General features: G+C 72.2%; 10 protein-coding genes and 1 pseudogene. 5 read left to right on the top strand and 6 right to left on the bottom strand.

What is annotated here, in order from left to right; genetic code table 11:
• The 4 genes from ABNT58_RS21845 to ABNT58_RS21830 form a co-directional block, all read left to right on the top strand.
• The coding region (locus tag ABNT58_RS21845) for a GDP-mannose 4,6-dehydratase (protein ID WP_348755516.1) at nucleotides 1-531 on the top strand (531 nt) is incomplete at its 5' end.
• A 39-nt stretch (nucleotides 532-570) separates the two neighbouring features.
• Nucleotides 571-1,287: a sugar phosphate nucleotidyltransferase gene (locus ABNT58_RS21840; RefSeq protein ID WP_348755515.1), complete on the top strand. Its 717-nt coding sequence runs from the start codon at nucleotides 571-573 to the stop codon at nucleotides 1,285-1,287.
• Nucleotides 1,277-2,212, top strand: coding sequence for an NAD-dependent epimerase/dehydratase family protein (locus ABNT58_RS21835; protein ID WP_348755514.1), 936 nt, complete (start codon nucleotides 1,277-1,279; stop codon nucleotides 2,210-2,212). Before ABNT58_RS21840 ends, ABNT58_RS21835 begins: the two co-directional genes overlap by 11 nt.
• Nucleotides 2,209-3,309 (top strand): glycosyltransferase, encoded by a 1,101-nt coding sequence (locus tag ABNT58_RS21830; protein WP_348755513.1) that lies wholly within the window; start codon nucleotides 2,209-2,211, stop codon nucleotides 3,307-3,309. The genes ABNT58_RS21835 and ABNT58_RS21830 overlap by 4 nt, the downstream gene beginning before the upstream one ends.
• Nucleotides 3,310-3,322: 13 nt before the next feature.
• Here ABNT58_RS21830 and ABNT58_RS21825 read toward each other — a convergent pair whose 3' ends face one another.
• The gene (locus tag ABNT58_RS21825) at nucleotides 3,323-4,090 is read right to left on the bottom strand and encodes a cupin-like domain-containing protein (protein ID WP_348755512.1); all 768 of its coding nucleotides are present in this window, start codon (nucleotides 4,088-4,090) and stop codon (nucleotides 3,323-3,325) included.
• Nucleotides 4,091-4,389: 299 nt separating this feature from the next.
• Between ABNT58_RS21825 and ABNT58_RS21820 the strand changes: the two genes are divergently transcribed.
• A complete protein-coding gene (locus ABNT58_RS21820; protein ID WP_348755511.1) occupies nucleotides 4,390-5,310 on the top strand; it encodes a heparin lyase I family protein in 921 nt (306 codons plus the stop codon).
• Here ABNT58_RS21820 and asnB read toward each other — a convergent pair.
• The 5 genes and pseudogenes from asnB to ABNT58_RS21795 all read right to left on the bottom strand — a co-directional run.
• On the bottom strand, nucleotides 5,238-7,187 hold the full coding sequence (asnB, locus tag ABNT58_RS21815; RefSeq protein ID WP_348755510.1) for an asparagine synthase (glutamine-hydrolyzing): 1,950 nt from the start codon (nucleotides 7,185-7,187) through the stop codon (nucleotides 5,238-5,240). The genes ABNT58_RS21820 and asnB overlap by 73 nt on opposite strands.
• 4 nt (nucleotides 7,188-7,191) lie before the next feature.
• A complete protein-coding gene (locus ABNT58_RS21810; protein ID WP_348755509.1) occupies nucleotides 7,192-8,343 on the bottom strand; it encodes a glycosyltransferase in 1,152 nt (383 codons plus the stop codon).
• Nucleotides 8,340-9,122, bottom strand: coding sequence for a heparin lyase I family protein (locus tag ABNT58_RS21805; protein ID WP_348755508.1), 783 nt, complete (start codon nucleotides 9,120-9,122; stop codon nucleotides 8,340-8,342). The genes ABNT58_RS21810 and ABNT58_RS21805 overlap by 4 nt, the downstream gene beginning before the upstream one ends.
• A 93-nt stretch (nucleotides 9,123-9,215) precedes the next feature.
• Complete coding sequence (locus ABNT58_RS21800) at nucleotides 9,216-10,223, bottom strand: transketolase C-terminal domain-containing protein (protein WP_348755507.1); 1,008 nt, start codon at nucleotides 10,221-10,223, stop codon at nucleotides 9,216-9,218.
• Nucleotides 10,220-10,726: pseudogene (locus ABNT58_RS21795) on the bottom strand (transketolase); the annotation flags it as partial. The gene ABNT58_RS21800 and the pseudogene ABNT58_RS21795, both read right to left, overlap by 4 nt.

Here is a 10,726-nt window from a genome sequence, read left to right as displayed (position 1 = left end):
TCCAAGATCGGGGCCGACAAGCTGGCCGAGAGCTACTTCCTCTCGTTCGGCGTGCCGGTGGCCACGATACGGCCCTTCAACACCTACGGCCCGCGGCAATCGGCGCGGGCCGTCATCCCGGCCATCATCAGCCAGATCCTGTCGGGCCAGCGGGTGCTGCGGCTGGGCTCGCTGGCGCCGGTGCGCGACTTCAACTACGTGGCCGATACGGTGGAAGGCTTTCTGGCCGTCGCCCGATCCGATGCGGCGCTGGGCGAAGTGATCAACGTCGGCGCCGGCCGCGGCGTGTCCATCGGCGAGACGGTGGCGCTGATCCAGTCGCTGATCGGCAGCCAGGTGGACGTGGTGACCGATGACCAGCGGGTGCGGCCCGAAGCCAGCGAAGTGATGCGCCTGGTGTGCGGCAACGACAAGGCGCAGGCGCTGACCGGCTGGCAGCCGCGGCACAGCCTGCGCGACGGCCTGGCCCGCACCATCGACTACGTGCGAGAGCACCTGGACGACTACAAGCCCGGCCTCTACCACCTGTAGCGGCACGGCCCGCCAACCACCCCCAACGAGGAGGCAATCATGCAGGCAGTGATCCTGGCCGGCGGGCGCGGCACCCGGCTGCGGCCCTACACCATGTGCTTTCCGAAACCGCTGGTGCCCATCGGCGAGTATCCGATCCTGGAGGTGATCATCCGCCAGCTGCGCAGCGGCGGCTTTCGCAAGGTGACGCTGCTGACCGGCCACCTGGCCGAGCTGATCCAGGCCTACTTCGGCCATGGCGAGCGCTGGGGCATCGAGATCGAATACGTGCGCGAAGAAGCGCCGCTGAACACCGCCGGCGCGCTGGCGCTGATCCGCAGCCCGGCCGAACACATGCTGGTGATGAACGGTGACGTGCTGACCACCATGGACTACCGCGCGCTGTACGACCGCCACCTGGAAAAAGGCGCCCAGGCCACGGTGGCCACGGTGCGGCGCGAGCACCATGTCGACTTCGGCGTGATCGAGAGCGACGGCGCCGGCTTTCTGGCGGCCTACCGCGAAAAGCCGGTGCTGGACTACACCGTCAGCATGGGCGTGTACGTGCTGTCGCGGCAGTGCCAGGCGCTGATCCGGCCCGGTGAATCGCTGGGCATGCCCGACCTGCTGCTGCGGGTGCTGGCCGGCGGCGGCCATGTGTACTGCGCGCAGGAGCCTTGCTACTGGCTGGACATCGGCCGCGTGGACGACTACGAAGAAGCGCAGCGACAGTTCCAGACCAATCCGCAGCGCTTCCTGCCGGGCCATGCCGCCTGAAGCGGCAGCCACCGTGCTGGTCACGGGCTGCGGCGGCTTTCTGGCCGGGGCGCTGCTGCGCCACCTGCCGCACACCTGGCCGCAGGCGCGCTGCGTGGGCCTGGGCCGCCGACCGTCCGCGCACGGTGCCGGCGCACCCGTGCTGGCGCTGGACCTGAACGACGGGCCGGCGCTGCGCGACGCGCTGCAGGCCCTGCAGCCCGACGTGGTGCTGCATGCCGCCGGCCGCCTGCAGGCGCCCGACTGGGCCACCTTCTACCGCGACAACGTGCAGGCCACCATCGGCCTGCTGGAAGCGCTGCAGGCGGTGGCGCCGCGGGCGCGCACGGTGGTGGTGGGCTCCGCGGCCGAGTGCGGCCTGGTGCAAGCGGCGCAGTTGCCGGTGCGCGAAGCCGACCCGCTGGCGCCGGTCACGCCCTATGGCGTGAGCAAGGCCTGGCAAAGCCTGGCGGTGCGCGCCCTGGCCCACGCCGGGCACGACGTGGTGCTGGCGCGGGTCTTCAACATCGTGGGCGCCGGCATGCCGGACAACACCTCGCTGGGTTCGTTCGCGGCGCAGCTGCGCAAGATCGCCGCCGGCCGCCAGGCGCCGGTGCTGCGGGTGGGCGCGCTGGCAGCCCGGCGCGATTTCGTCGACACCCGGGACATAGCCACCGCCTTGCAGGCGCTGGCCCGGCAGGGCCGCAGCGGCGAGGTCTACAACGTGTGCAGCGGCCACGCGGTGCGCATCGGCGATGCGCTCGACGCCCTGGTGCAGGCCAGCGGCCTGCCGGTGCGCATCGAGGCCGAGGCCACCCGCCTGCGGCCGGCCGACGTGCCGGTGGTGGTGGGCAGCGCCGACAAGATCGGCCGCGAGTGCGGCTGGGCCGCGCAGGTGCCGCTGGCCACCAGCCTGGCCGCGATGCTGCAGGCGCCGGCCGCATGAAAACGCTGGTGCAGTTCATCGACAACCTGCAGGCCGGCGGCAAGGAACGGCAGTGCGTGGAGCTGGTCAAGGGCCTGGCGGCGCGCGGCGGCTGGCGCATCGTGGTCGTGACGATGACGCCGGAGCTGTTCTTCACCGAACTGCTGGCGCTGCCCGGCGTGCATGTGGAACACCTGGTGCGCCGCAGCCGGCGCGACCCCTGGGTGGCCTGGCGCTTCTGGCGGCTGTGCCGGCGCTGGCAGGCCAGCCTGGTGGCGGCCTGGCACGTGATGCCGGCGCTGTATGCGGTGCCCGCCACCCGGCTGCTGCGCATCCCGCTGCTGGTGGCCTTCATCCAGGACGCACCCGCGGTGATGCCGCCGGTGCTGGTGCGCCGCGCGCGCTGGGCCTTCCGGGCCGCCGATGCGGTGGTGGGCAATTCGCGCGCGGGCCTGCAGGCGTATGGCCCGCCCGCGCACAAGGCGCGGCTGATTCCCAGCGGCTTCGACCTGGCGCGTGCGACAGCCACGCTCGATCCGCAGTGGCTGCGGCGCGAATACGGGCTGCAGGCGCCGCACATCGTGGGCATGGTGGCCACCTTCTCGCACTACAAGGACCACCCCACCCTGATCGACGCGGCGCTGCAGGTGCTGGCCCGGCGCAACGACGTGGTCTTCGTGATGGTGGGCGGCGGCCCCACGCTGGCGGCGGTGCAGGCCCTGATACCGCCCGAGCGGCAGGCGCAGCTGCGGGTGCTGGGCCGGGTGGCCGCGCCCATCGAGCAGGTGGTGTGCGCCTTCGACATTGGCGTGCTGGCCACCTTCACCGAAGGCATGTCCAACAGCATTGCCGAGTACATGATGCTGGGCAAGCCGGTGGTGGCCAGCGATGGCGGCGGCACCGCCGACCTGGTGCAAGACGGCGTCACCGGCCACCTGGTGCCGCAGCGCGACGCCAAGGCGCTGGCCGCCCGCCTGCTGGCCCTGCTGGCCGACCCCGAGGCCCGCACGCGCATGGGCGCCGCGGGCCGGACGCGCATCGAGCGCGAGTTCCGCATGGAACGCATCGTCGACCAGTTCGAGGCGGTGCACCAGGCCTTGCTGGGCGCCGCACGCTGAGGCGCCCGTCCCGTCAGCCGGGCCGCTGCAGCCGCACCAGGGCGCGCATCGCGCGGGCCACCACCAGCTTGGCCGCATCCACGCCGGGACGACGGCCCACCGGCTGGGGCTGCAGCCCCAGCCGCCGCAGCCGGCGGTTGAGCTTGTGCAGCAGCAGCACCCGGTGCACGCTGGGCGTGGTGAAGCTGAAGGTGAGCGACAGCGAAGGCGAGGCGCGGCCGGTGTCCACCCAGTGCGGGCTCATCGGCGGGTGGTACAGCGTGGTGCCGGGCACCAGGTGAACCACCTCGGCGCGCGCTTCCAGCGCGGGGTGGTAGGTGTCCAGCACATGCTCGTCGTCGGCGGCCAGCGCCTCGCGCTTGATGCAGGGAAAGGTGTCGAGCTCGCTGGGGAACATGTGCATCTTCTTGTCGCCCGCCACCTGCGCCAGGAAGTTGTGCTCCTGGTCGGCATGGAAAGGCGCCACCGCGCCGCCGCTGGACAGGAACAGGCCCATCGTCACCTGCGTGCTGGGGTGCGCCACCTCGGGCACCAGCGCTTCCAGCCGCTGGCGGAAGCGGCGCAGCATCTCGGCATGGCCGGCGTCCACCTGGTGCAGGTCGATGGCCTGCAGGTGCAGCGGCTGGCCGCTGGCCAGGTGGCTCGACAGGTCGGGGATGTCGCGCAGGGCCACCCGCCGCGGCGAGCCGCTGGCCGGCCCGTCGCCCGGCAGGCGCACCCGCATGCGCGACTCGTCCAGCCGGCGCAGCAGCCGCTCGACGGACGGCAGGTCGGTGTCCACCGGGGACAAATCCAGCCAGTCGGGCGGCAGCACACAAGGCCGGCGGCCCCAGGCGGTGGCTAGCGAGCACGCAGGTGAAGCCATGTCGGTGATGCACGCAGTCGGGCAAACCAGTCTACGGCTGGCCTCGATGCCGTTGCGCTGACGAACTGGGGGGTCGGCGCCCATCGGCAAGGCGGCACTTTGGTTACAGGTCGGCGGCGCGCGTTACAGCCCGCCGCTCCAGTTGGCAGGTGGTGCGACGAAATCAGGCCACGACCTTCGAATGCAGAACGCCGGCCCGCCGCGCGACCCCGACCATGAGTGCCCGATTCCTGACCACCCCCACCGCCCTACTTTCCTGCGCCCGCCGCGCCTGGCCCGCCACACTGGCGCTGTCTGCCAGCCTGCTGCTGGCCGCCTGCGGCGGCGGCAGCAGCGGTGGCGACAGCACCGCGTCGGTGGCGATGCCGGCCGAAGAAGCCCTGCCCCCGCTGGTGATCGACACGGCCGCCGACAAGACCGCCACCGCCCTGGCCACCACGGGCAGCGCCGACCCGCGCACGCTGGAGATGGCCTACCTGCGCCATGTGATGGGCGAAGAACTGCTGCCCATCGCCCACCTGGAAGTGCCGGCGCTGGACAACCTGCGCGCGCTCAGCGATGGCAGTGGCGGCTTCCTGGGCTTTCGCAACTACCAGGGCCAGCCGGTGGTCAACAACGGCGTGCGCGCCGAAGGCACGGTGGACTTTCCATTCCGCGAAGGTCAGACGGTGCGCTATTCCTGGCGCTTCGGCATCACCAAGGACTTCCAGTCCGACCCGGCCAACCGCTGGTGGCTGTTCGGCGACCTGCACGACCAGCCCGACGCCAGCCTGGGCCAGACCTGGGCCGATTACCAGCCGCATTCGCCGTCCATCGGCCTGGGCTACGGCCGCATCAACGGCCAGGACCAGCTGGCGCTGATCTACGGCGCGCCCAACCCCAGCACCCGCGGCCTGGTGCCCTTTGCCCGCGGCGTGTGGCACCGGGTGGCGCTGGAGATCACCTGGTCGCGCGGCGCCGATGGCCAGGTGGCGCTGTACCTGGACGACGCCACGCGGCCGGTGCTGCAGGCCAGCGGCCCCAACATGTACAACGCCTACCAGCACTACCTGAAGGTGGGCAGCTACCGCGACCCGGCGATTCCCGGCGACAGCTGGGTGTACGTGCGCGACCTGAAGGTGGAGCGGGTGCGCTGATCGCGGCCCAGCCGCCGCGGCCACCAGTGCGCGAACATCAGCAGCGTGTAGAGCAAGGCCGCATGGTCGGCCGCGCCGCTGCGGTGGCGCGCCAGCAGGCGGTCCAGCGCGCCGGGTGTGAAGAAGCCCGAGTCCTCGACGCCCGCGTCGTGCCACACCGCCTGCACATGGTCGCCGAACGGGCCCATCAGCCACTGGCCCACCGGCACTGCAAAACCCTGCTTGGGCCGTGACAGGATGCCTGGTGGCAGCCAGCCTTCCACCGCCTTGCGCAGCAGGTGCTTGCCGACACCGCCCCGCAGCTTGAGCGACGTGGGCACCGTGGCCGCCCAGTCCACGAAGCGGTGCGACAGCAGCGGCACCCGCACCTCCAGCGAATGCGCCATGCTGGCGCGGTCGACCTTGGTCAGCATGTCGTCGGGCAGCCAGACGGTGGTGTCGGCATGCAGCATGGCCAGCAGCGGATCGCCGCGGGGTGCATCGCCCAGCAGTTCGGCCGCCCAGCGCCGGTAGCCTGCCACCTGCGGCGGGCGCAGGCCGGCGCCCCACAAGCGCTGCAGCACCGCTTCAGGGGCGCGATATTGCTTGAGCAGGTTGCGCTCGGCCGGGTCGGCCAGCGCCGCGGCGCGCGCCACCCTGGCCAGCCGGGCGCCGGCAGCGCCCGGCAGCGGCGGCAGGTGGGCCAGGCCCTGCAGCACCCGGCTGGCGCCGGGCAGGCGCTTGAGCCGGGCCAGTTGCGCCTCGCCGCGGTGGCGGCGGTAGCCGGCGAACAGCTCGTCCCCGCCATCGCCCGACAGCGCCACCGTGACCTGCTCGCGCGCCAGCCGCGACACCAGCCAGGTGGGCATGGCCGAGTCGTCTGCAAAGGGCTCGTCGTACACCTGGGCCAGCGCCTCCAGGCTGGCCATCGCCGCTTCGGGCGACAGCTCGCGCGACAGGTGCTTGCAGCCCAGGTGGGCCGCCACCTGTGCCGCCACCGGCGACTCGTCGAAGCCGGCCTGCGCAAAGCCGATGGTGAAGGTGCGCACCGGCTCGCGGCGCAAGCGGCTCATCGCCGCCACGATGGCCGAGCTGTCCACCCCGCCGGAGAGAAAGGCGCCCAGCGGCACGTCGGCCACCAGGTGCTGGCGCACGGTGTCCAGCAGCCGGGCCTGGCAGTCCTCGATCCAGGCGGCTTCGTCCACCGGGCCTTCGGCCGGCTGCAGCCGCAGCGACCAGAAGCGGCGCAGCACCGGCTCGCCCTGGGCCTGCAGCGTCAGCGCGGTGCCAGGCGGCAGCTTGTGCACGCCGCGGTAGATGGTGGCAGGCGCCAGCACCGCCCCCAGCGTGACCACCTGCTCCACCGCCTGCACGTCCACCTCGAACTGCAGGCCGGGCACCGGGCCCAGCGCCTTGAGCTCCGAGCCGAAGGCCAGGCCGCCCTGCTGCGCCGTCCAGTACAGCGGCTTGATGCCCAGCGGGTCGCGCGCCAGGTGCAGGCTGCGGGCGCGGCGGTCCCACACCGCCACCGCGAACATGCCCTCCAGCCGCGGCCAGGCGGCTTCGCCCCAGGCGGCGAAGGCTTCCAGCACCACCTCGGTGTCGCTGCGGGTGCGAAAGCGGTGGCCCCGCGCCTGCAGCTCGGTGCGCAGCGCCGCGAAGTTGTAGACCTCGCCGTTGAACACGATGACGCAGCGGCCATCGGCACTGGTCATGGGCTGGTGGCCGCCGTCCACGTCCACCACCGACAGCCGGCGCATGCCCATGCCCAGGTCGCCGTCGATGAACTGGCCCTGGTCGTCGGGGCCGCGGTGCACGATGGTGTCGCACTGGGCACGCGTGACCTGCGCCGGCACGGCGCGGCCGCCGCGTGCGTACCAGCCGGCGATGCCGCACATGCGCTCAGCCCCCGCCGGCCGCGCGCGCGCGGTGGCGGGCGATGGCACGGCGGTACACCGCCAGCACCTGCAGCGCGACGGCGTCCAGCCCCAGGGCGGCCACGCAGGCGCGGCCATTGGAACGGCGGCCGCCCAGGCGCAGGATCTCGGCAGCCCGGGCGGTGAAGGCGTCGGCCTCGGTGGGCAGCACGCCGCCCAGGTTGCAGCCTGCCAGGCGCTCGGCGCAGTCGCCCACGTCGGTGGCCAGCACCGGCAGGTTCATCGCCAGCGCCTCCTTCACGGCATTGGGCGAGCCTTCCTGCACGCTGCAGCTGAGCATCAGGTCGGCCGCGGCCATGCCCAGCCGGATGTCCTGCTGCGGCCGGCCGAACATCCATTCCAGGCGCACCGGCTGGCCCGCTGCGCGCAGCCGGTCGCACACCGCGCGCGCCAGCGCGAAGTTCTTGCGCGGCTCTTCGGGGTTAGCCGGGAACAGCACGATGGCCTCATGCGCGGGCCAGCCCAGCGCCGCCCGCGCCAGTGCGCGCGGCAGCGGGGTGAAGAAGTCGAGGTCCAGCCCGTTGGGGATGACCGTCACGTCGGCATGGCCGGGGCCCAGCGCACGCGCCATCTCCTGGCTCTTGACGATGAGGGCATCGGCCCGCCACGCCACCTGCCGCCCGCAGGCAGCCAGCCACAGGCTCTTGCGGCTGCGCCGGCCCTGCTCGTCGGGCTGGCCCAGCAGGTCGTCGCCGCAGAAGGACAGCACCGTGGGCAGCCCGCGCACGCCCACCGCGGCCAGCGCGGTGTAGCCGAAGTGCAGGTGCAGCAGGTCGGGCCGAGCGGCGCCGCCATGGCGCACGCGGTGCGGCAGCCAGGCCAGCGCCCGCAGGTAGTTGGCGGTGGACAGGTAGCCCTGGATCTCCTCCACCTCGCTGGCCACGCCGTGGCGCGCCAGCGACTCCACCTGCGACCGCACGAAGGTGCCGCGGTTGGGCTGGGCGCTGCTGGGGTACATGTTGGTGAGCTGCAGCACCCGCAGCTCGGCCCGCTCGGGCTGCGGGCAGCCGATGGGGCGCAGCCGCGACAGCCGCCGTGCCAGGCGGCCCCAGCCGGCCACGGCAGGCGCGGCCGGCGGCGGGCAGGCGCTGGACGAGGGCAGGCCGCGCGGCCTCATCGCGGCCGCACCAGGGTGGCGTCGATGTCGGCCACCAGCAGCGTGGCATCGCCGCGGATGTCGGGGTGCCGGTACTGGCCGAGCTTCATGTACTGCTGGAAGTCGTTGTACATGTTGCGGCCGCGCGCCTCGCGCACCGGGGTCTGGGCATCGTCCAGGAACACGCGCACCCGGCCGCTCTCACCGCGCGACCAGGTGATTTCCACCGCGACGGTCTGCCACACGCCGCGGCGCAGCGCGATGAGGCCCGAAGGCACCGGGTCCGGCGCGCCGTACAGCAACGACAGCTTGTCCTGCCCGTCGATCTGCCCGTAGCCCAGCGCCACCGACGGGCTGTGGCCGGGGTAGCCCTCCCAGGTTTCGCCGCGGTCGCGGTTGGGCTGGTCGTGCCATTGGGCCATCAGCCACCAGCGGTTGGCCGGCGCATCGGCGCTGAAGTCGGCCGGCAGCTTCATGCGCCAGGCATAGCGCACCGTGTCGCCTTCGCGGAACGGAAAGTCGACCGAGATCTCGGCACGCACGCCGCCGTTTTTCAGCGGCTGACGGTGGTAGGTGCGCAGGCCCAGGTGCGGGCCCCGCTCGTCGCTGCCCACCCGCAGGTTGTCCAGCGCGGGAATCTCGATCGAGGCGTAAGGCAGCAGCAGCGGCTTGACCGCGGCGCGCAGGTAGTCCAGCTCCAGCGCACGCAGCTTGTCGGGCGGGGCCGCGCCGGCGGCCATGCAGGCCAGCAGCACCGCCAGCGGCCAGCGGTGCCTGGGCAAACGGAGGCTGAGCAACATCGGCGCTGGGCATGGGCTGCGACAAGGGGCCGGCCGATGCTACTGCGGCCACCGCGCCCGGCAGGCGCGTGCACCCCTAACTCGGCAAGCCGTTCAGCCCAGCCAGCCCTTGATGCGCTGCGACAGCGCCGCGGTGCTGATGCCGTAGCGCTCGTGCAGCGTGGGGAGCGCGCCGGCATCGAGGAAGGCGTCGGGCAGGCCGGCCAGCTGGAAGCCGGCGGGCTGCACCCGGTGGCGCAGCAAGGTGCCGGCCACGGCTTTGCCCAGGCCGCCGATGACAGAATGGTTCTCGGCCACCACCACCAGCCGCGGCCTGGCGCGCACCGCTTGCACGATGGTGGCTTCGTCCAGCGGCTTGATGGTGGGGCAATGCAGCACCGACACGTCCACCCGGTCGGCGGCCAGGGCGTTGGCCACTTCCAGCGCACGCATGGTCATGAAGCCGCTGGCGATGATGAGCACGTCGGCGCCGTCGCGCAGCAGCTTGGCCTTGCCCAGCTCGAAGCGGTAGTCGTACTCGTCCAGCACCAGCGGCACGTTGCCGCGCAGCAGCCGCATGTACACCGGGCCCTTGTGCTCGGCGATCTGCGGCACCGCCTGCTCGATGTCCAGCGCATCGCAGGGGTCGACCACGGTCAGGCCGGGCACGGCCCGCATCATCGCCAGGTCTTCGGTGGCCTGGTGGCTGGGGCCGTAGCCGGTGGTCAGGCCCGGCAGCGCGCAGCAGATCTTGACGTTGAGGTTTTCCTCGGCGATCACCTGGTGGATGAAGTCGTAGGCGCGCCGGGTGCCGAACACCGCATAGGTGGTGGCAAAAGGCACCAGGCCTTCCTTGGCCATGCCGCCGGCGGTGGCCATCAGCAGCTGCTCGGCCATGCCCATCTGGTGGAAGCGCTCGGGGTAGGCCTGGCCGAAGAGGTGCAGGTCGGTGTACTTGGCCAGGTCGGCAGTCAGGCCCACCACCTCGGGCCGGTTGGCGGCGTACTCCACCAGTGCCTTGCCGAAGGGCGCGGCCTTGACGCGCTGCCCTTCGCTGGCGATGGAGGCGATCATCGCCGAGGTGGTCAGGCGGGGCTTTTTCTCTGCGACGGGGGCGTTCATGCCGGCACTCCTTCAGCTTGCGATTGGTCCAGGATCTGCAGCGCCTGCTGCCACTCGGGCGGGTCAACGCGGATGAAGTGGTTCTTCTCGCGCTGCTCCAGGAAGGGCACGCCCTTGCCCATCAGCGTGTCGAACAGGATCACGCGCGGCTGCGGTGCCTTGAGCGCCCGCGCCGCATCGAAGGCGGTTAGCACCGCGGCCAGGTCGTTGCCTGCCACGCGCTGCACATGCCAGCCGAAGGCGGCCCACTTGTCGGCCAGCGGCTCGAAGCCCATCACCTTGCCCGACGGGCCGTCGGCCTGCTGGTTGTTGATGTCAACCAGGCAGATCAGGTTGTCCAGCCGGTGGTGGGCGGCGCCCATCGCGGCCTCCCAGGTGGCGCCTTCGTCCAGCTCGCCGTCGGACATGGAGTTGTAGACGAAGGCCGGGTTGCCCATGTGCTTGAGGCCCAGCGCCATGCCCACGCCGATGGCCAGGCCCTGGCCCAGCGAGCCGCCGGAGAT

Origin of the sequence: uncultured Aquincola sp., assembly GCF_964001545.1 — a bacterium.
GTDB lineage: Bacteria > Pseudomonadota > Gammaproteobacteria > Burkholderiales > Burkholderiaceae_C > Aquincola.
The sequence above is the reverse complement of the archived record's forward strand: the minus strand, read 5'-3'. Positions and strand labels throughout refer to the sequence as shown.

Coding starts and splice junctions, on each gene's coding strand:
- ABNT58_RS21830 (WP_348755513.1), top strand. CDS start 2,209: ATGAAAACGCTGGTGCAGTTCATCGACAACCTGCAGGCCGGCGGCAAG.
- ABNT58_RS21810 (WP_348755509.1), bottom strand. CDS start 8,343: ATGAGGCCGCGCGGCCTGCCCTCGTCCAGCGCCTGCCCGCCGCCGGCC.
- ABNT58_RS21820 (WP_348755511.1), top strand. CDS start 4,390: ATGAGTGCCCGATTCCTGACCACCCCCACCGCCCTACTTTCCTGCGCC.
- ABNT58_RS21835 (WP_348755514.1), top strand. CDS start 1,277: ATGCCGCCTGAAGCGGCAGCCACCGTGCTGGTCACGGGCTGCGGCGGC.
- asnB (WP_348755510.1), bottom strand. CDS start 7,187: ATGTGCGGCATCGCCGGCTGGTACGCACGCGGCGGCCGCGCCGTGCCG.
- ABNT58_RS21805 (WP_348755508.1), bottom strand. CDS start 9,122: ATGTTGCTCAGCCTCCGTTTGCCCAGGCACCGCTGGCCGCTGGCGGTG.
- ABNT58_RS21800 (WP_348755507.1), bottom strand. CDS start 10,223: ATGAACGCCCCCGTCGCAGAGAAAAAGCCCCGCCTGACCACCTCGGCG.
- ABNT58_RS21840 (WP_348755515.1), top strand. CDS start 571: ATGCAGGCAGTGATCCTGGCCGGCGGGCGCGGCACCCGGCTGCGGCCC.